22 protein-coding genes are annotated in these 20,873 nt (G+C 40.4%); 20 read left to right on the top strand and 2 right to left on the bottom strand.

Annotated features, from left to right (window positions below):
* Window positions 1-90 precede the first annotated feature (90 nt).
* The 16 genes from ctaG to H580_RS0122110 all read left to right on the top strand — a co-directional run bounded on the left by ctaG (window position 91) and on the right by H580_RS0122110 (window position 15,885).
* Window positions 91-999, top strand: a complete 909-nt coding sequence (ctaG, locus tag H580_RS0122185; protein WP_028596728.1) for a cytochrome c oxidase assembly factor CtaG — start codon at window positions 91-93, stop codon at window positions 997-999.
* A 46-nt stretch (window positions 1,000-1,045) separates the two neighbouring features.
* Complete coding sequence (locus H580_RS0122180) at window positions 1,046-1,507, top strand: DUF420 domain-containing protein (RefSeq protein WP_028596727.1); 462 nt, start codon at window positions 1,046-1,048, stop codon at window positions 1,505-1,507.
* A 203-nt stretch (window positions 1,508-1,710) separates the two neighbouring features.
* Entirely contained in the window at window positions 1,711-2,430 is a 720-nt protein-coding gene (locus tag H580_RS0122175) for a hypothetical protein (RefSeq protein ID WP_028596726.1), read from the top strand.
* Between the two features lie 127 nt (window positions 2,431-2,557).
* On the top strand, window positions 2,558-2,950 hold the full coding sequence (locus H580_RS0122170; RefSeq protein ID WP_028596725.1) for a GntR family transcriptional regulator: 393 nt from the start codon (window positions 2,558-2,560) through the stop codon (window positions 2,948-2,950).
* Between the two features lie 24 nt (window positions 2,951-2,974).
* Window positions 2,975-3,853, top strand: coding sequence for an ATP-binding cassette domain-containing protein (locus H580_RS0122165; RefSeq protein WP_036605653.1), 879 nt, complete (start codon window positions 2,975-2,977; stop codon window positions 3,851-3,853).
* A gap of 60 nt (window positions 3,854-3,913) precedes the next feature.
* A complete protein-coding gene (locus H580_RS0122160; RefSeq protein WP_028596723.1) occupies window positions 3,914-4,819 on the top strand; it encodes an ABC transporter ATP-binding protein in 906 nt (301 codons plus the stop codon).
* Entirely contained in the window at window positions 4,812-6,104 is a 1,293-nt protein-coding gene (locus H580_RS0122155) for an ABC transporter permease (protein ID WP_028596722.1), read from the top strand. The genes H580_RS0122160 and H580_RS0122155 overlap by 8 nt, the downstream gene beginning before the upstream one ends.
* A 682-nt stretch (window positions 6,105-6,786) precedes the next feature.
* Entirely contained in the window at window positions 6,787-7,776 is a 990-nt protein-coding gene (locus H580_RS0122150; protein ID WP_028596721.1) for a beta-ketoacyl-ACP synthase III, read from the top strand.
* On the top strand, window positions 7,766-8,929 hold the full coding sequence (locus H580_RS0122145) for an ATP-grasp domain-containing protein (protein WP_028596720.1): 1,164 nt from the start codon (window positions 7,766-7,768) through the stop codon (window positions 8,927-8,929). Before H580_RS0122150 ends, H580_RS0122145 begins: the two co-directional genes overlap by 11 nt.
* Complete coding sequence (locus tag H580_RS0122140) at window positions 8,926-9,912, top strand: NAD-dependent epimerase/dehydratase family protein (RefSeq protein WP_028596719.1); 987 nt, start codon at window positions 8,926-8,928, stop codon at window positions 9,910-9,912. The genes H580_RS0122145 and H580_RS0122140 overlap by 4 nt, the downstream gene beginning before the upstream one ends.
* Window positions 9,909-10,760 carry an MBL fold metallo-hydrolase gene (locus tag H580_RS0122135; protein ID WP_028596718.1) on the top strand — a complete coding sequence of 284 codons (852 nt, stop codon included), beginning with the start codon at window positions 9,909-9,911 and terminating at the stop codon, window positions 10,758-10,760. The genes H580_RS0122140 and H580_RS0122135 overlap by 4 nt, the downstream gene beginning before the upstream one ends.
* A complete protein-coding gene (locus H580_RS0122130) occupies window positions 10,753-12,090 on the top strand; it encodes a F390 synthetase-related protein (protein ID WP_028596717.1) in 1,338 nt (445 codons plus the stop codon). Before H580_RS0122135 ends, H580_RS0122130 begins: the two co-directional genes overlap by 8 nt.
* A complete protein-coding gene (locus H580_RS0122125) occupies window positions 12,087-13,232 on the top strand; it encodes a hypothetical protein (RefSeq protein WP_028596716.1) in 1,146 nt (381 codons plus the stop codon). The genes H580_RS0122130 and H580_RS0122125 overlap by 4 nt, the downstream gene beginning before the upstream one ends.
* 118 nt (window positions 13,233-13,350) lie before the next feature.
* Window positions 13,351-13,653, top strand: coding sequence for an ArsR/SmtB family transcription factor (locus H580_RS0122120; RefSeq protein WP_028596715.1), 303 nt, complete (start codon window positions 13,351-13,353; stop codon window positions 13,651-13,653).
* A gap of 120 nt (window positions 13,654-13,773) precedes the next feature.
* On the top strand, window positions 13,774-15,165 hold the full coding sequence (locus H580_RS0122115; protein ID WP_028596714.1) for an aldehyde dehydrogenase: 1,392 nt from the start codon (window positions 13,774-13,776) through the stop codon (window positions 15,163-15,165).
* A gap of 201 nt (window positions 15,166-15,366) precedes the next feature.
* On the top strand, window positions 15,367-15,885 hold the full coding sequence (locus tag H580_RS0122110; protein ID WP_036605652.1) for a VanZ family protein: 519 nt from the start codon (window positions 15,367-15,369) through the stop codon (window positions 15,883-15,885).
* A gap of 43 nt (window positions 15,886-15,928) precedes the next feature.
* Here H580_RS0122110 and H580_RS0122105 read toward each other — a convergent pair whose 3' ends face one another.
* Window positions 15,929-16,894, bottom strand: coding sequence for an alpha/beta hydrolase family protein (locus H580_RS0122105; protein WP_036605651.1), 966 nt, complete (start codon window positions 16,892-16,894; stop codon window positions 15,929-15,931).
* 4 nt (window positions 16,895-16,898) lie between these two features.
* Entirely contained in the window at window positions 16,899-17,450 is a 552-nt protein-coding gene (locus tag H580_RS0122100; protein WP_028596711.1) for a helix-turn-helix domain-containing protein, read from the bottom strand.
* Between the two features lie 331 nt (window positions 17,451-17,781).
* Between H580_RS0122100 and H580_RS0122095 the strand changes: the two genes are divergently transcribed.
* The 4 genes from H580_RS0122095 (at window position 17,782) to H580_RS0122080 (ending at window position 20,758) form a co-directional block, all read left to right on the top strand.
* Window positions 17,782-17,985, top strand: a complete 204-nt coding sequence (locus H580_RS0122095; RefSeq protein ID WP_028596710.1) for a heavy-metal-associated domain-containing protein — start codon at window positions 17,782-17,784, stop codon at window positions 17,983-17,985.
* A 39-nt stretch (window positions 17,986-18,024) separates the two neighbouring features.
* Window positions 18,025-18,267: a glutaredoxin family protein gene (locus tag H580_RS0122090; protein ID WP_028596709.1), complete on the top strand. Its 243-nt coding sequence runs from the start codon at window positions 18,025-18,027 to the stop codon at window positions 18,265-18,267.
* A gap of 738 nt (window positions 18,268-19,005) precedes the next feature.
* A complete protein-coding gene (locus tag H580_RS0122085) occupies window positions 19,006-19,731 on the top strand; it encodes a response regulator transcription factor (protein WP_028596708.1) in 726 nt (241 codons plus the stop codon).
* Window positions 19,721-20,758 (top strand): sensor histidine kinase, encoded by a 1,038-nt coding sequence (locus H580_RS0122080; RefSeq protein WP_028596707.1) that lies wholly within the window; start codon window positions 19,721-19,723, stop codon window positions 20,756-20,758. The genes H580_RS0122085 and H580_RS0122080 overlap by 11 nt, the downstream gene beginning before the upstream one ends.
* Window positions 20,759-20,873: the final 115 nt, after the last annotated feature.

Raw genomic sequence — 20,873 nt, 5'->3', positions numbered from 1 at the left:
AAGAGGTGGTGCGATGCACCGCCTCTTTTTCCGTAGAAGATCAAATGTGGCGAAACGATGACAGCTTGTTGATGAGAGGGGGAAGCAGCTATGTTTGGATTGGAGCAGTATTTTTCATTTGCCGATTTATGGAGCCCTTTGTTTCTCGTTGCCGCGTTGTTGGTTATTGTATTGTATCTTGGTTTAACAGGTTATTTTAGAGATCGGTTCCCTGGTTCCAAGCCTGTAACAGGGGGACAACGAGTTAGTTTCATTGTAGGCGTCGTGCTTATTTACTTGTCACAGGGCGGACCAATTGATTTAATGGGCCACCTGATGTTCACGTTCCACATGGTCATGATGTCATTGTGCTATATTATAGCGCCTCCTCTGCTACTGAAGGGGATTCCAGACTGGATGTGGAAGTTTCTCTTGGATCGTCGGCTGCTGCGTAAATTGAAGTGGATGATGCACCCGATACTGACAGCAGTACTATTCAATGCGCTATTTTCGTTCTATCATATTCCGGTCGTACATGATTACATTATGCTGAATTACGGTGTACACACGTTGTACTATATTGCTCTTTATATTGCAGCCTTTATGATGTGGTGGCCTGTCGTTAATCCTGTTCCAGAATGGAATCTGATTAGCGATGTAAAAAAAATGGGCTATATTTTCTTAAATGGATTGCTGATTACACCTGCATGTGCGCTTCTTATCTTTGCAGATGAATCGTTATACGCGACCTATAATGATCCGAATACATGGGCAGCGGCGATGGGCTATTGTGTGTCTGGCAGTCCAGAGGCCTTGCTGGCAGCCTTTGATGGTCCGCAGTTTTTTAGTTGGTTCGATGTAAGAGAGGATCAGCAGCTTGGTGGTATTTTGATGAAGCTCGTTCAAGAAACAATGTATGGTATCATTCTAGCTTATGTGTTCTCTCGTTGGTTCCGTCGTGAAGGAAAAGATGATGATGTCGGAGATTCGACACCGAAAAGTGATTGGCAGAATGCATGATTTCGATATAATGGGAATGATAACTTGTAAGGAGGGATAATGCATCGTGGATATGTACTCACTATTCCCAACGATCAGTACGTTCTTTATTGTACTTAGTGCCATCTTGGTTGCGATCGGTTGGCGCCAAATTATTAAAGGCAAGCGCAAAGAGCATGAGCGGACGATGAAGCAAGCTGCAATCGCAGCTATTTTGTTCTTCATTATTTACGTATCTCGCACGATTTTTGTAGGAAACACATCATGGGGCGGGCCAGAATCGTTGAAGACGATCTACCTGGTGTTCCTGCTTTTCCATATCGTGCTGGCGACTGTTGCAGCTGTGTTCGGCTTGACAACATTGTACTTAGGATTTAAGAAGAAGTATGACAAGCACCGCAAGCTTGGACGCGTTACTGCGACGATCTGGTTTATTACAGCAGCTACAGGTGCGACTGTGTATGTACTGTTGTATATTCTATATCCAGGCGGACATACGAAGCCAGTGATTGATGCTATTTTTGGCTAACATGCCATTTTTCTAATGGGGACAACCTTTATTCATACAGCTTGAGGGCTGCTTGGATAAGGGTTGTTTTTTTGTGAGTAAAAGGATTGGAAAATAATCCTTGACGACTGTGTGTAGAGGTCATTATACTGTGTATAACAATATACACAGTAATCACAGTGAATAGTGAGCTGTGCGATTGAAAGGAAAGTAGGTGTCTCCTCATGAAAAGAGGTTGGCGGGATGCTTGGTTCATCGTGAAGCAAGAATTTAGAACATCACCGATAGGGTTGCTGTTAACGATATTGTTCATGGTCTATCTTTCAGTTATGACCTATCCGATGGCTCAGATGGTTTTTGATAAGGAAGTTGGTATCATCTCCACCATCCTTATGGATTTTTATCTTTTTCTCATTTTTTTAAGCCTAGGAACTTTTATGAATCGTAGATCTACCCGCTATTTATCAGAGGACTCTTATCGCAAATATGTAATAAAGCAGCGTATTTTGCCAATCGGCATTCAAACCATTGTGCGTGCTAGATACTTGCAAGTTTGTATTCTATCGCTAGTGAACGGTACGACTTTCTTTTTCGTTAGCTACTTCATTATTGGATTGGATAAAGTAACGAATGCCGCTTCCTATGCGCTGTTTGTTCTGATAGGTCTAACACTCAGCATTTTGATAAATGTCCTGTTTACGTATTGTGAGTGGAAAATGAGCGGCAAAATGTATATGTTGGTCGTGTTCCTCGTTATGGTGATTTTAACTATAACGGCAATCATTATTAGTTTATGTGGAGGCTCGGTCTTCAAGTCATTACTTTATATAACAAATGAATGGCCGCTTCCAACCGTAATTGTAACGATCGTGGTGCTGAGCCAAGCAATTATTTGGGGAATGAAGTCATCTTTACAAGTGCTGCGGCGAACGGATTTGTCTTGAATCAGATATGCAGGAAGGAAATTTTCAGATTTGAGAAATAAAATAGATTGGCGTCATCGACGCATTGGGTGGTTAACGTGTCACGCTCCGTGTAGTTGCAAGATTGATAGAGGAGGTGAACCGGCCTATGTTCATTCCGATACAGCTTGATGAGAATAGCACCGAACCATTGTATGCACAGATTAAGAGTCAGCTTAAGACGTTAATTTTGAGCGGACACATCGAGACGGGAACGTTATTACCATCGATTCGTGAACTAGCAGGTCAGTTAAGTTGCAGTGTCATTACAATACGACGTGTGTATCAAGATTTAGAGCAAGAAGGGCTGCTGCGCACGAAGCAGGGCACAGGTACGTTTGTGGCGCCGGTTCATCAAGGTGAACGCGACCAATTCCGTAAGCGGGCGGTTGAAGAAGCTATCATAGCGGCCATAGATGCTGCTAAGCAGATGCAGATAGATGAACAGGAGTTAAGGGATATTTTTAATGAGATTGTACGAATACGGATGCGAAATGACTGAGATTGAGGGGAGGAGGTACTGATAATGAATGCCTATACACTGGAAGCAGTTGAGAAGTACCGTGAACATCTACGGGTTGGTCCGTTAAATGTTGAATTTCCAAGTGGCTGTGTAACAGCTATCGTTGGCGTGAATGGTTCAGGTAAAAGTACGATGCTCAGCATGATGATTGGGCTTGCTTATCCAAACCAAGGGAGTATCTATTTCGGTCAGCAGCGTGTCGATGCTGATCATGATTATGAGTGGAAGCAGCGGATCGGATATTTACCAGAGCAGCCTAACAGCGAAGATGACTATAAGACTCCCGATCAATTAGCTACGGTGTATGCCTATTGGTATAAGAACTGGGACTGGCAGCTCTACCAGACGCTGATGGCTAAGTACGAGATCCCACCAAAGACAAGGCTTAACAAAATGTCTAAAGGGATGCGGCGTAAATGCGAGTTGATTATGATACTGTCGTATCGTCCAGATGTGCTGCTGTTAGATGAACCATCATCAGGGTTGGACCCTGTCAGTTGGCGTTATGTAATGGAGGATTTGCAGAAGTTTATGGACGACGGTGATCGGACGATTATTATCGCAACGCACATCATTGATGAAGTGAGAAGGCTCTCCGATTACATTATGTTTCTGCATCGCGGCCAACTTGTTCAATTCGTGGAGAAAGATGAATTGTTCGATGCTTGGAAGGAATATTGGTTCAATATTTCTGAAGCAGTTGTGCTCAAAGATGCACCAGGCATCAAAGATACGCTTCAAGATGGTGTGAGCGTAAGGCTAATCGTAAACGAAATTGCAAATTTTGAGGATTACTTGCAAAGGCATAATATTCAGCCAATACGAGTTCAGACCGTACCATTAGATGAGATTATGCTGCAATCGATTAAGGGTGTTAAGTAATTTATTTTTATAGAGTAAATGAGAGTAAATGGGTAAACGATGAGAGGAGAGATTAGGACGATGAAGACGTTACAGCTTGACCGAATCGTGAAGCAATATGGCGACAAGACGGCAGTCAATGAGATTAGCCTAAGTGTAGAAGCAGGAGAAATTTACGGTTTGCTAGGTGCCAATGGTGCCGGCAAGACGACGACAATGCGAATGGTGCTTGGCCTTATCTATCCAGATGCAGGTCAAATTTTATACAACGGTAAGCCATATCATAAAGGCTTGGAGCAATTGTTTGGCTATTTGCCAGAGGAACGCGGCTTGTACCCAAAGGTGAAGGTTAGCGATCAGGTACTGTACTTAGCACAACTGCGCGGTATGTCCCGCAGTGATGCAGACAAGAGTTTGAAATATTGGTTGGAACGTTTCCAAGTGCCTGAGAATTATAACAAGAAGATTGAGGAGCTATCCAAAGGAAATCAGCAGAAGATTGGCTTTATCGCTTCGATTGTTCATAATCCGAAGTTCATTATTATGGATGAAGCGTTCAGTGGTCTTGACCCTGTCAACGTGGAATTGATGAAAGAGACAGTTAAAGAATTGCGCGACAATGGAGCGACGATCTTGTTCTCTACACACCGTATGGAGCATGTTGAGGAATTATGCCGTCAAACGACGATTTTGAAGAAAGGTCAGGCGGTGCTGCAAGGAACAGTGCGTGACTTGAAGGCGAAATACCCGCGTGAAAAAGTAATCCTGCGTACGACTGGTGAAGTAGTAGGTTTGGAGCAAATTACTGGCGTGAAGCAGATTGATCGTACGGAAACAGGCTACATTATCAACATTGCTGATGAGTCTGCCGCACAGCATATTTTGCAGCAGGCGATGAGCCAATCGACGGTAGAACACTTCGAAGTGAAGGAACCGACGTTGAACGATATCTTCATTAAAGCGGTAGGGGGCGAGTCGAATGCGTAATGTGTGGACAGTAATCGGATTCTCTCTGAGAACGAAGCTAATGACGAAGGCATTTTTAATGACAACAGCTATATTGGCTTTAATCGTTACGATTGTAATGAACTTGCCGTTTATTATTTCTTTGTTCGATGAAGAAAACAAAGCGATCAAAGTAGGACTCGTGAATTCTTCTTACCCGGCGATTGAGAAGTCGCTAGAAGAAGCATTTAAGCAGAAGCAAGATGATATCATTCTCGTTCCTTATGAAAATGCAACTGAAGAAGGTCTGTTGAAGGATGTAAAAGAAGGCATTATTACAGGGTACTTGAAGTTTGAGGCTGCTGAACAAGGCGGCGAGCAAGCATTCCCGAAAGTGACGTATCATAGTGAAGAAGATCTGGATTTCGGTTTACAAGGCGATATTACAGCTGTTCTCACTGTATTGAAGACACATTGGATTGTAAAGGATTCTATATCAGAAGATAAGAAGTTGCAGTTGAATGAACCCGTTTCCTTCGATACGAAGAAATTGAAAGCTAGTGACAGTGGTCAGTTGGCAGAAGAAGCTGGTGAAGAAGAGCCTGCGTTCAAGGCTGAGTCGTTCGTTGTTACATTTGCATTGCTCATTCTATTCTTTACATCGATTCAAATGACAGGAAATATGATTGCATCCGAAGTAACGCAGGAGAAAAGCTCTCGTGTCATGGAAATTTTGATTACGAGCGTATCGCCATTGGCGCAAATGTTCGGTAAAATACTAGCGATGTTTATCCTGGGTATGATTCAAATTATGGCGTTTATCGCAGTAGCGGTTATTAACTTGCTCTTGCCGCATAACCAAGAAGCGCTTAAAGGACTTGATTTGGATATCTCCAAATTTGATCCGATGCTCGTTATCTATGGTTTGATTCTATACGTGTTCGGTTACTTCTTGTACGCGACGCTGTACGCTTCGGTTGGTTCTATCGTGAGCCGTACAGAAGACTTGGCGCAGGCGGTACTGCCAATTACATTCCTAAGCTTGGCTGCTTTCTACATCGGTATGTTCAGCGTATCTACGCCGAACTCGATGCTTGTAAAAGTAACATCGTTTATCCCATTCTTCACACCGACTTCGATGCTGCTTCGCATCGGTTTGGGCGAATATCAATGGTGGGAGTTCTGGTTGTCGATTGTGATCCTGCTTCTATCCGTACTTGTATTCGGCTGGTTGGCAGCGAAGATTTACCGCACAGGCGTGTTGCTCTACGGTAAGCGCCCTACGTGGAAAGAAGTTCGCAAAGCGATGAAGGCTTATAAGATTTAAGGGTTATGACGCACAGCACATTACGCACAGAAATAGTTAAAATAGTTTATGTTACTGATTGGGACAAATAAGAGACCGAAAAGACTTGTTCTGAATCGACGTACTACTACTGCCTGATAAGCCATAACCATTGGTTTATCAGGCTTTTTTGTGTACTAATAGCTATAGCTATAATTGTGAGGATCGCTAAAGGTCGCCATTGACGCTATTTCTAGGTATACGCGCAAATTTAAAATCTAACGGTTCTGGTTGCGCTTATTTTAAAGAAATAAGCTGAAATAGCATCGAAAACGTCAAATAAGCTCACTGATAACCGTTAAAATTCAAAATTGATGAAAAAGAGCGAAATATGCTCTGTGAGAACCGTTAGCCCATTAGCGGTGATGCCGTGTGGTTGAAAATACTTGTTTTCATTTATGAAAAATCTATTAAATACTTTCATATAATTGTTTAATATGATTAGATTGATTTGAGAGTTTTTTCTAAATGATAATGGAACACTCATCTGTATAAGGGTAAAATTATCTGCTTGAGAACTTGCTATTTTTGCAGAATAACAATATTAGAGCTGTATAATGCAGTACCTACATTTCACAAAAAAATTCCTGTGTTTCTCCACAACAATATCTGGATTATTACGTAATTTTTAAATGTACATAAAAAGATTAAGAGGGGATAGAGCATGAGAAGACATATTAGCATCAAAGGGATGGGCACATATCTTCCAAAACGAAAAGTAGATTCTTTTGAAATAGATCGTATGCTAAATGTGTCAGAAGGCTGGACATTGAAAAAATCGGGGGTAAAAACACGATATTTTGTTGATGGTGAAACCTCTTCTTATATGGGTGCTGAAGCTGCAAAAAAAGCGGTAGAAGATGCTCAGCTAAAGTGGGCTGATATCGATTGTATTATCTGCGGAAGCGGGACGGTTCAACAGGCAATCCCTTCTACTGCATCACTTATTCAAGAACAGCTCGGACTACAGCACTCTGGTATTCCTTGCTTTGATATTAATTCAACTTGCCTTAGTTTCGTAACAGCACTTGATACCGTATCTTACGCAATGGAATGCGGGAGATACAACAATGTAGTTATTATTTCTTCTGAGATTTCTTCTGTGGGGTTAAATTGGGGACAAAATGAAAGCAGCATTTTATTCGGTGACGGTGCGGCAGCGGTTGTGGTATCAAAAAGCGACCATACCTCTTCCATTATAGCTTCCCATATGGAAACCTATAGCTCTGGAGCGCATCTATCAGAAATTCGTGGTGGCGGAACGATGATTCATCCTAGAGAGTATAGCGAAGAGCGAAAAGAAGACTTCTTATTCGATATGAATGGCAGAGCTATTTTCAAACTATCTTCTACGTATATGTTGAAGTTTATCGATAAACTACTTATGAATACGGGTTATACTTTAGATGATATTGATTTGATTGTACCTCATCAAGCAAGTGGACCAGCTATGCGTCTAATCCGCAAAAAACTAGGCGTTGAGGAAGAGTGCTTCATGACCATTTTTGAAGACTACGGTAATATGATTTCCGCATCTATTCCAATCGCGCTGTTCGAAGCGGTTAGACAAAAGAAAGTAGAGCGCGGAAGTAAAGTATTATTGTTAGGTACTTCTGCTGGGCTTTCTATCGGGGGCATTCTTCTTGAATACTAACAAAACCGTATTAATTACAGGGGCACGTGCACCAGCAGCTTTACATTTGTGTAGACTGTTTCATAGTACTGGACATACCGTTATTATTGCGGATAGTACTCCTTATCCATTAAGTAAAGCTTCAATAAGTACGGATTATTTTTATGAAATTCCTTCTCCAAAGTGGAAAACAAAAGAAAGCATTGATGTTCTGTTATCGATAATTCAACGCCATCATGTGGACTTGCTTATTCCGACTTGTGAAGAAATATTTTATATAGCTAGATATAAAGAAACATTCAGCCCATTTTGTCATGTGTTCGTAGATGATTTTCACAAGCTTTCCTTACTACATCATAAGTGGGAGTTCATTCAGTTGGCAGCGAAGTTAGGTTGGCGAGTTCCTGCAACGTATAGAACCAATAATGAACAAGCGATAAGAGCGATGGTTCACGAAGTGCCAGACACTGCTTCTTTTGTGCTGAAGCCGATTTTCTCCCGTTTCTCTAATAAAGTGGAGTTTATTACAAAAGAGGCTGCTATAAAAGAAAAGTTGGCAGACAAGTCAAACTATATCCTGCAAGAGTTTATACAAGGAACACAGCATTGTTCCTACAGTATCGCACAATCAGGGAAAGTGTTAGCCCACTCTACCTATAAAACGGAATTCACGGCAGGCTTAGGCGCTACTATTGCGTTTAAACCTATTGATCATCCTAAAATGGAACAGTTTGTCGAGCATATTGTAAAGGAGCTAGATTTCTCTGGGCAAATTGCCTTTGATTTTATCGTTACAGAGGACGGAGAGGCTATTCCCATTGAATGTAATCCGCGTGCCACAAGTGGGTTACATTTATTTGATGAGGAAATCGTATCTTCTTTTTTTCATACAAACGTAAAAGAGACATTAATTCCGAAAGCAAACGCTAAGTGTGCCATTCGGTTAGCCATGCTTGTATATGGACTTCCTTATTTAAAAAGTAAACAAAAACGTAAGCGATGGTTACGAGTTCTATGCTCCTATCCAGATATCATTTATAGCCGCGCGGATAGAAAACCATTTTTTTATCAGTTTTTTAGCATGTATAAACTATGGCGTGAAAGTGTTAAACATAAGCGGACGATGTTAGAGCAAACAACGTATGACATCGCATGGGATGGTGAACCTTTATGAAAATGCTAGTAACGGGTGGAACGGGCTTTCTAGGACAAAAGCTCGCCTTGCGATTGAAGCATATGGGCTATGAAGTAACGGCAATCGGGAGAAATAAAGCAATCGGTACCTATTTAGAACAACATGGAGTTGAGTTTGTGCATTGTCCTCTTGAAGACAGGGATCGTGTGCTGCAAGTGTGTAAAGATAAAGATTATATCTTTCATAGCGGAGCCCTTTCTTCCCCTTGGGGCAAATATAAAGATTTTTACAATGCGAATGTGTTAGGTACAAAGCATATTATCGAGGGAAGTCAAAAATCCGGTATAACACGCCTGATCCATGTATCAACACCAAGTATTTATTTCTATTATGATGAGCGACAAGATGTAGTAGAAGACGCGAAGCTTCCTGATACCTTTGTTAATCATTATGCCAAAACGAAGTACATGGCTGAGCAGGCTGTTGATCAAGCTTTCTCGGATGGTTTACCTGTTATTACGATACGCCCACGCGCTTTGTTTGGTCCAGGAGATAACGCTATTCTTCCACGGCTTATTAAAGTGTGTGAAAAAGGTGCCCTACCGAGAATTGGTACAGAACATGTTCTTGTTGATATTACCTATGTCGAGAATGTGGTAGATGCCTTACTTCTTTGTATGGATTCCCCTACACCTACATTAGGGCAAAAATACAATATAACCAATGACGAACGTGTAGATTTATATGAGGTCATTGAACATGTTATGAAGCGGCTCGATAAGCAGGTACAATATAAAAACATTTCCTACAAAAATGCTTTTACACTAGCCGCTATATTAGAAGGGATTTCAAAAACGGTTTTGTTCGGAAAAGAACCTATTCTCACCAAATATACGGTTAGCGTCCTGTCCAAAAGCCAGACATTATGTATTGAGAAAGCTAAAAAAGAACTAGGATATACGCCAAAGATCAGTATAGAAGAAGGAATCACAAAGTTTGTAGACTGGTGGAAAATACAATGAAAATGAAATCTTTAAAGCTATATGATACCGGATATTGCACACATCCAGAAAAAATTGCATACGCCAAGGGCAGTTGGAAACAAATCCGTTTTCCAGCTACAGTAGGATTACTTCAGCATCCAACCTTAGGGTACATTTTATTTGATACGGGATATGCGGGACACTTTAAAGAAGCAACAAAAAGCTTTCCGTACTCTGTATATGCCAAACTAACCCCAGTTCATTTTACGGAAGACCAATCTATGAAACAGCAGCTGCTTCTTGAGGGTGTTCAACCAGAGGATATTACATATATTATTATTTCTCATTTTCATGGCGATCATACAGCTGGTCTGCTCGACTTTCCGACAGCCAAAATACTAACCTTCGCAAAAGCTTATGAGGATATAAAGAAGAGAAGTAAATTTGGTGCCTTATTAAAAGGGTGCTTAAAAGATACACTGCCGATTGATTTAGAGCAAAGGATGATATTCATCGATCACAATCCATTGCTTAAACTTTCGCCTGCATATGGAAAATTCGAAGAGGGTTACGATGTGTTTGGTGATGGCTCATTATTCGCTGTTGACTTAACAGGACATGCAACGGGACAATTTGGCCTATTCGTCCAATTACATAGTCATAAAATTGTATTTCTTTGTGCAGACGCAGTATGGCTAAGTAAAACGTATCAAAACCTTGTACTTCCTAGTAAAATTGCGAACCTTTTAACTAGTGATCCAAAATCTTATCGAAAGAATATTGAGAAACTGCACCATTTATCTCAAGCATCACCTGAAATTGAAATTGTACCCACTCATTGTGAGCACACATGGGATAAAATTAAAGCAGGAGTATACTATGAATAAATTTCGGATTCTCCAGCACTATTTGAAAACAAAATACGGCTCACGATTTTACGATCGCGAACAATTGGAACAATTTCATAAACAACAAATAAAAAAACAACTTTTGTTCACGATGGAGAAGTCTCCTTTCTATCGCCAGTTATATGCTCCATTTTTAAAAGAAATTGAACAGGGACAGTTGGCTGCGCTCCCTATCATTGATAAAGAAGTAATGATGGAACATTTCGATACATTAAATACCGTTCATATTTCAAAGGAAGAAGCATTTCGTGTCGCATTTGAAGCAGAAAAGACTCGGAATTTTTCTCCAACCATTCGTAATATAACGGTCGGCTTATCATCAGGCACTAGTGGAAATCGTGGAGTGTTTCTCGTTTCTGAGGAGGAACAAACGTTGTGGGCTGGTTCGATTATTGGAAAGGTGCTTCCTTCTAGCATTCTACATAAACACACGATTGCTTTTTTCTTGCGTGCTAATAGCAATTTATACGAAGCAACCAAAAATAAGCGAATTTCCTTTCATTTTTTTGATTTACTAGATTCGTTTCAACAGCATATCACTCGATTAAATGAAGTAAATCCATCTATTTTAATTGCACCTCCGTCCATGTTGCGAAAGATTGCCTCCTGGCAGCAAGAAGGACTTATTAGCCTTTGTCCTCAAAAAATTATTTCTGTAGCAGAGGTGCTTGAAGATATGGATCGCGCGTTTATTCGTGCAGCTTTTCAACAGACGGTACACCAAGTGTACCAATGTACGGAAGGTTTTCTTGCTACGACCTGCGTTCAGGGGACCTTACACATCAATGAAGATCTCGTTCATATTGAAAAAGAGTATTTAGATCAGGAAAACGGGGTATTCGTCCCTATTATTACCGATTTCATGCGGAAAACACAGCCCATTATACGCTACCGTCTCAATGATATTTTGATTGAGAAAAAAACAGCGTGTACCTGTGGGTCTCCCTTCTTAGCCTTAGAACGAATTGATGGCAGATGCGATGATATCTTTATTGGTAGAAGTGAATTGGATAATAGGGAGGTATCTATTTTTCCTGATTATATTCGAAGAGCGATTATGTTCGCATCCAATGAAATTCAACAATTTAAAGTGATCCAGCACAGCATAGACAACGTTGAAATTAAACTTGAAGCACCACCTGAACATCTTGCATTATGTCAATCCAATGTCATACAAGAGCTGAATACATTATGGTCTGCTAAGAAGTGTGTTATACCGCATGTTTTCTTTTCACATTACGATATTCAATTGCATGATAAAAAATTAAAAAGAATAGAAAGCCTTGTAAAGCATGGTGGGCAGATATGATTAAATTGCACGACGCTCATTCCCTGCACAGCATTGACTGGGACTCCAAAAAAGATGGAGCCTATGTAAGAGACAGCTTCCTGCCTTTTTTCGAAAAGGGTGTTTCCGCATGTATTGAAAATGTTAACACGCAGCTATTTCTATTAGAAATGGATGATCTCATCTTGCCAGTTACCATAAATAACGAGGAGTTCGATAATTCTTATGTATGTTCTCCTTATACACATTACGTATCCTATGCACTAGAAGAGTTATGGGAATTGAAGAAACCGTGGTTAGAGAAGCTGCTAACCTATCCGATTCATCTTATGGGAAGTTGGCTGCGACGAACGAATATGAACAAGGTTATCGCCGTGAATAATTGGATGCTGTCCACGAATCTTTATCATGCTATCAACGAACAACAAATCGTACAGATTACGAATTTATTTGTTGAGAAATATCCAGAGCATACGATTCTATTTCGTTCTTTAAATAACAAACTATATCCTACCATTACACAAGCATTATCTGCAGTAGGTTACAATAACATGATGTCTCGTTCTATCTACTTATTTGATCCAAAACATTATAAAGAAATGAATTCAAAAAAGCGAAAAGACTTATTAAACGATAAAAGTCTATTAAAGAAAAGCAAGTATGAAATCATTACGAATGAAGAATTTACGGAAGAGGATATTTACCAAATTTCCGAGTTATACAACCAACTGTATATTAAAAAATATTCGGTTCATAACCCAATGTTTACACCCGCTTATTTATGGAATGCTCTTAAGCATCATTTATTTGAGATAAAGGCCATAAAAAAAGGAGATACCATAGATGGTGTCATTGCTTATTTTATTAGGGATGGAGTGATGACTACGCCTATCCTTGGCTATGATACAAACTCTGATCAGCAGCATGGCTTATACCGTATTCTTTCCCTCCTTATTACAATGGATTCTATCGAAAAAGATTTAATATGTCATTGTAGTGCTGGGGCCGGGGAGTTCAAGCGAAATCGTGGTGCCAAACAGCAGATTGAATACAGCTATGTGTATTATGATCATTTGCCACCTAAGAAACAAAGGGTATGGAAAGTACTACGTTGGATATTGAATACATGGATAGAACCGATGGCAAGAAAACATCGCTTTTAGCTTCGTCGAAGATAGACCGCAACTCTTAACTTTGACAGAGGTACAATACGTGTACTATGATTAAGCACATAAATGAAACGTTTAAACACTTAAACGTATTGTGGAAGGAGGGAGTATGGTGGGAAAACAAGCATTAGAGCAGTTTCGCAAATGTACCCCCCTTTTTCAATTGTTAATGGACTCTAATCGTCAAGACATCATTTTACTACTTAGTGAGCACGATGCTCTGACTGTTAATGATATAACGGAGCATTCGGTCCTTTCACGACCAGCCGTTTCGCATCATCTACAGTTGTTGAAGCAGCAAGGTTTAGTGGAAGTGGAGAAGCGTGGGACGGAGCGATATTATTCTTTAACATTAGGAGATGCTGTAGCATCATTAAAAGAACTGCTATCATTTGTTGAACGTGATTGCCTTTAGAGGATATCTAAAGGTTTCTTTTACACTTTATTTGTTTAAGTGTTTAAACGTTTAGAAATTATCTATTGTCTATTTCTTTAGTATATTTCATTATAAGCATAACTTTAGGAGGACATCATAATGAATCAAGTAGAAACCATTAATGTACAATCTATTCTTGCTGAGCATAAGCAATTTTTTCATAAAGGATCGACTACTAGTTTTGAATTCCGATTGCAGCAACTTGAGAAGTTAAGAACGGCTATTCAGCGTTATGAAGCTCAAATTCATGAAGCTTTATATAAAGATTTAGGTAAAAGTGAGTTTGAAGCTTATGCAACAGAGGTAGGACTCGCCTTGAACGCGATTCAGTATATGATAAAAAATTTGAAAAAATGGATGAAGCCTGAAAAGGTGAAAACGCCTTTCTACATGTATCCATCTAGCAGTTACATTATGAAAGAGCCTTATGGCACGGTATTGATTATTGGTCCGTTTAATTATCCGTTTCAATTGTTAATCGATCCGCTTATTGGTGCTATCGCGACCGGGAACTGCGTGGTGCTTAAACCATCTGAGAATACACCACATGTAGCAGCTATCGTTCACAAAATGATAAAGGAAACATTCGATGAGGCATATATTCGAGTAGTAGAGGGAGAAAGAGAAATAACTTCTCAACTCATACATGCGCCTTTTGACTATATCTTTTTCACAGGAAGTGTCGCTGTAGGAAAAATTGTCATGGAGGCTGCTGCGAAGAATCTCGTTCCTGTAACGCTGGAGCTTGGCGGTAAAAGTCCAGTCATTGTAGACCGCACTGCGAATTTAGAAATGGCGGCGAAAAGAATTGTGTGGGGTAAATTTTTGAATACAGGGCAGACCTGTGTTGCACCCGACTATTTATTCGTTCATTCCGAAGTAAAGCAACAATTCCTCTCAAACATGAAAGAAGTCATCCGACATTATTATGGGGAAAATGCGATGCAAAGCAAAGACTACGGTCGAATCGTGAATGAGCGTCAGTTCGATAGACTCGTATCTATTATAGAGACGGATAAATCCAATCTACTATTTGGAGGAAATTCCGTTAGAGAAGAACGATACATCGAACCTACTTTACTGGAAGCAAAGTCTTGGTCTGACGCAGCTATGCAGGATGAGATCTTTGGGCCGATCTTGCCGATTATGGAGTACAGTACGCTAGAAGATGCGATTCAGACGATTCATAAGCAGCCTAAGCCTTTGGCTTTATATGTGTTTACGGAAGATAAACAGGTTGAACAAGAAGTGTTGAGTCGAGTTTCCTTCGGTGGTGGCTGTGTCAATGATACGATTTCACATGTGGTCAATCATCATCTGCCGTTTGGCGGGGTAGGGAATTCCGGAATTGGTGCGTATCATGGGAAGTTTAGTTTCGATCTATTTTCACATCATAAGAGTATTGTGAAAAAGAGTACAAAATTTGACCTAGGCTTCTTATTCCCTCCATATGAAAATAAACTAAAGTGGATTAAAAAAGTGTTTAAATAGAGTGGAATGCTGCTTGGATGCAAGAGCTTGTGAAAAAGATATGTTTGAACAGAAGGAACTAGGGGGTCGACATGTCGTTGAGCACCCTATCGTCATCTAGGGATTACTTCTTCACCAAACTTAATATAAATTTTATTTTTACCCAACTACTTTTTTAAGCTTCATCCCTTATCTTTGTATTATGAAAGGTAGGGATGCGAAATGAAACAGACGAAAATATTGAATAGTCATTGGTTGCTAGTAGGCGCATTTGCTTTATACTTGTACACACTGCTCAAAATTATTTTATTTAAGTTTCATTCTATTAATTTGAGCTTTATGATGCATCAACTACAGTCGAATATAGAAGATCCTCGTTCCATTATAGATAGGCTGCAAGTAGGTAATTTAGTTCCGTTTAAGCAAATATCTGAAAATATGGAAGGTCACTCAATGAATGATTTCATTCAGGTGTTTGGCAACATCGGGCTATTTGTGCCACTCGGCATTTTTCTGACGCTGTTGTTAAAAAACAAAAAAGGTACGTTCTTCATCGTGCTCGTTAGTGCCTTGGCTATAAGTTTGAGTCTGGAAAGTGCACAGCTCCTATTTTCTATCGGAAACTTTGATGTTGATGATCTGATTCTAAATACACTTGGGGGCATATTAGGACATTGCCTCATTCGATTGCGGGTCATGGAGGAAAAAGGTACTTCTAAGCGTACATGTAAAGCCAGCTAGTTCCACTTCGAGCTAACTGGCTTTTCGCTTGTGCAGGGAATGATTAAGTAGGTTGATTCGTTGTATGTTTGCGCAGCCATTGCTCTAGAAGCTCAGTAAACTCTGTGTCTATCGGCGTAGTAAACAGTGATTTGTACTCTTTCAATAACCCCAGCATGGTGTGGGGCTTTTCGTATTTGCGTAAAATATGATTCATGTGGGGGATGATATGCCATTCGGCTTCGCCCTTGGCTGCTTCGGCGAATTTTCTAGCGTGATTTGGTGGCGTCTGAAGGTCGTTGGAACCTGTTATTGCTAGAATAGGGCAGGATATTTGACTTACATAGTCTAAAATGTTCAGCTCGGCATGCTCACGGAACCACTTGGCGCCTATTTTTTTGCCTTTAAATTTGATTGTTGGTGTCGTGGAGGAGAGTACCTTTTCGATAAAGGCGGCATTTTGCCTTTTGGCTTTGTCTTTCAATTTTAGCAAACGAATAAGAAATCCCTTAATTCCTTTTGCATGTTCCAGTTCCTCAAGCGCTTGGCCTGTTTGACGAGGAATCGTATCGTGAACCAAATTTTCTACAGCGCCCGAAATCAACATGAGGCCGTGCACAGGTTCTTTGGTATGCACAATTGGAGCAATCGAAGCTCCTTCGCTATGCCCGAATATAAAAATGCGATAGGGGTCCACTTCTGGCCTCGATTTCAGGAATCGAACACATGCAATACTGTCATCGACCAAATCCCACAGCCCAGTTTCGTTGAAGACTCCACCACTGGCATGCGTTCCGCGTTTGTCATAACGGAGAGTGGCAAATCCCATTTTCCCTAATATATCTGCAATGTCCTTATAAATGTTTACATTCAGCCCCTTGCCGTTACCGTTGCGATCATTTTTACCTGTGCCAGAAATGATTAAAATAGCAGGAATTGGATGTGTTGTGCCGGTTGGAATGGAAAGTGTACCTGCTAAAGAAAAAGTGCTGTTAATCGTCACTTCGACTTCGTTCAGATTTACATTCATCTTTTTACTCTCCCTCGCTTATAGTATCTGCCTCTGGAATAATAACGAATGATAGATTTCGGCGTCGTCGTCCTTGTGCAGGACTGTTCTGCATTGCTTTCATGACAGCTTCCCGAAAAGGAGCCATCACTTCATCCAATTCATCATCACTTAAATAAAGAGCAAGTTGGCGATAACCAACTCGATCACGTTCCAAATTGATATCAGGTTGCTCTAAATACTGCGAAAAGTCATTCATAAGACTAGAAACAAATGTGGTGAAGTAGCGCATATGGTCATCTTTCGTCGCTTCTTCCAGATCGGCTTGCGTTAAGTGAGCTCCTTCATCGGATAATGCATATACCTTCTCTATGACACCGCGAACTTGATACTGCTCAACGATTGCTAGCAAGTTCGCTTCTGTAAGTTTGTTGATATGACGATAAAGGGTGGCTTGTGGAACCTCGGGCAATAGCTCATTTAATTGTAAGGCAGTGGCACGTTGTTGGCGCATAACCGTAAGGATGATTTTTAGTCTTACCGGATGCAGGATCAGATCAGCTTTGTTCTTTTTCATATTTATTACCGCCTAGTATTCATTATTATCATTAATGATTATATTTTCATTATTGATAATATTACTCTAAGTGATTGTTGTCAAGTATTTACATCTAATTGGGCGGAGTATAAGGAAAATGGGTTAGCTCGTTGCTTATTCGGATAATTGGCTTTAAGTGGTTGATTATTCCGTTTATTTTTAAGGTAGTTGGTGGTTCGTAGAAAAAAAATTATGGCAGCAATAGTTAAAAAACCATTTACATACTCCGGGGGGGTATAGTATATTTAAGATGTCAATTTATATAGGGTATGGGGGTATATAGAGGTGTGTATAGGAAGGGGGTGAAAAGATGAAAGAAGTGACGTTGAAAATCGAAGGAATGAACTGCCGCTCATGTGTCAAAAAAATTGAGGGAGTTCTAGATGGAATCGGCGTTGAAGGGCATGTTAACTTCGAACAAGGAACGCTTTTTGTGAAATATGACGAAGCCAAGCTGGAGATTTCGGATATTCAAGAAAGCATCCAAGCTAAAGGATATAGAACGACAGTTTAATGTCATACCTTGCAATAACCTAATGAGGGGTGTATCAAGATGACCGAATCAGTAATCATTTATTCGATACCTACCTGTGGCGACTGTAACCATGCCAAGCGTTATTTCAAAGAAAATCAGATTTCGTATATCGAATATGACTGTGAAACGGACGCAAAGTATGCGAAAGAAGTTATGGATCTAACAGGCAAGCAAATCGTTCCTACAATAGTCATCGGCAATACGGTGTTTGTTGGATTCGCCGAAAATCTTAAAGAAATTAGTGAACGGTTAAAAGGTTGATGGGATTTACTATATATACATGTAATGGGTAGTTAAGTTAGTAACGGAATAAATTTTTGAATAAGATAGCCAGTTCGTTATAGCCAGTTTGTATAAAAATGGTTAAGCGAGCGGGCTATTTTTTGTGAAGTAATTAGCGTATTAGAAATGAATCAAGGTTAAACCAGAAGAGTTGAACAAGTGCGTCCTATATTTTGCTGAATTATCATGGGGTGCTTGGAATTCCTGAACCTCTCGCCCCCTTAATTGTCCTCCCACTGTGGAAAAGTGGTAAGAGTGTCCTTATAAAGGTGGACATCAGGGAGATACCTCGTAGCTGCTGATTACTGGTGAGAAATTACTGTATATGGCGTGCACACCAGTGCGTTTATACCAAATATGGGTTTTGTATCGCCGAGGGTACTATGTTTATTTTTGAAAGAAGTGTCCACTATTTGAAAGACATTCACTGCTGAAACTCCATATACAGTGGACAAGGATACTGCCATTATTCCACCTGTAGCAGACAAAAGTACTGTAAAAGGCGAGGATAGCAGAAAGGTGCAGGATAGAATACTTTTTCGCTGAGAGTCAGCGCTGCATTCGAAACCGTAGTAGGTAAACTAAGCTGATAGCTAGAGTCAGTTTACAGCATTGTCCAATCTATGTTGTTATAATAACAAGGGGTATGGTCGTTACTCTTATATTTATTTCTAAGATTCATGTCTTTCATTACACAGAAAAAGCAGGTGTACATATATGGATTATATCCGACTATTAATAGCGGATGACGATAAGGAGATAAGGGAGTTAATTCGAACTTATTTGCAGCGTGAAAACTATGAAGTTGATACAGCAGCTGATGGAGAAGAGGCGCTGCGCTTGTGTGATCAATATAACTATAATTTTATTTTACTAGACCTTATGATGCCGAAGCTTGATGGTATCGAAGTATGCAGAAGACTGCGTCAGAAGACGAATGTGCCGATTATGATGCTGACCGCGAAAGATCAAGAAATGGACAAAGTGATCGGATTAAGTATCGGGGCAGATGATTATATGACGAAGCCGTTCAGCGTTCATGAGCTGGTTGCTCGCATTAAAGCACAGTTGCGACGGTTTATGGTTTTAGGGAGCAGCGAGAACATCGTTCAACGTGAGCGCTCGGATGATTTGCTGCGCTATAAAGGTCTGCTTATCGATATCCGAAAATACAGCGTGAAGAAGAATGGAGAAGAAGTGGCGTTAACGGCTAAGGAGTTTGAGCTGTTGAAGTTTTTTGCTTCGCATCCGGAACAAGTATTTACGAAGACGCAAATTTTCCGCCAAGTGTGGAGCAGTGAATACCTTGAAGACGATAATACCGTAATGGTACATATTCGAAGATTAAGGTTGAAAATAGAATCGGACCCATCTCATCCATCGTGGATACAGACCGTATGGGGAATTGGGTACAAGTTTGTAGGTGAAAAAGATGAATCGTGATAAGAGTATGCTGCTCATCATTGTACAATTGCTGCTCTTAGCAGCCCTTTTCATTGTGGAATGGACCAATCAGCCCCAAGGCATGCTGCGTGGGGTTTTATTTAGTACGCTCATTTTCGTAACGGGAAGCTTACTGCTTATACGAATTCAGTTTAGATCAAAGCTTCGCAGCGTAGGACTGGCATTGAAGCGGGCTGTTCAAGGGAATGCGAACACTCGGATATTAACCAATGATGATCCGATCGTTGATGAAGTCATTTTCTCGATCAATGAATTGATTGAGCATGTAGCCAAGGTCCAAGTTCAATCAGTTCGCTCTGAGGCAGCAAGAAAGAGTTTGCTTACAAACATTTCGCACGATATTCGGACACCACTTACATCCATCATTGGTTACGTGGATGCGCTGAAAGATAATATACCAGCTTCGCCAGAGGAGCGACAGCAGTTTGTCCAAGTCATTTCGAATAAAGCAGTTGCCTTAAAGGAATTAATCGACGAAATTTTCCATTTAGCTAAATTGGACGCCGATGAGATTCCATTGCAGGTTGAGTCGGTAGATGCTGCGGAAATGGCCAGAGAAGCGGTAATTTCCTTTTTACCAGAGTTGGATCGGCATAAAATAGAGTTGCGGGTTGGACTGCCAGAGGAGAAGTGCATGGCGTTGGTGGATAAACTCAGTCTGATGCGAATTTTGAACAATCTGATAAAGAATGCTGTCCAATATGGGAAAGAAGGAAAGGTACTCGGGATCGAACTCATAGAAATGTCTCATAGCTATCAGTTTAGTATTTGGGATAAAGGGGCGGGCATTGCCGAACAAGATGTGATGAACATATTTAATAGAATGTACCGTGCAGACCGATCAAGGAGTCCGCTGAATGGCAGCAGCGGTTTAGGGCTCGCTATAACCAAAGCGCTTGTCGAGAAAAATGGCGGCGCCATTTGGGTGGAAAGTGAACCCGGCATACGAACGACATTTAGCTTTACGATTCCTAAAATAACGAGTAACTCGAATATACCAAGCTAAGTCGGGTGAGGTCAGCAATAAAGATAGAATGAATGTAAGAAATCGTTAAGAACTCGTTAAGAGGCATGTAAAATCGACTGCTTACAATAGAGTTACATTCATTTAATTATTAGCA

Origin of the sequence: Paenibacillus assamensis DSM 18201, from assembly GCF_000422445.1 — a bacterium.
Taxonomy (GTDB): Bacteria; Bacillota; Bacilli; order Paenibacillales; family Paenibacillaceae; genus Paenibacillus_B; species Paenibacillus_B assamensis.
Note: the sequence above shows the minus strand (reverse complement) of the source record. Positions and strands in the feature narration are given on the sequence as shown.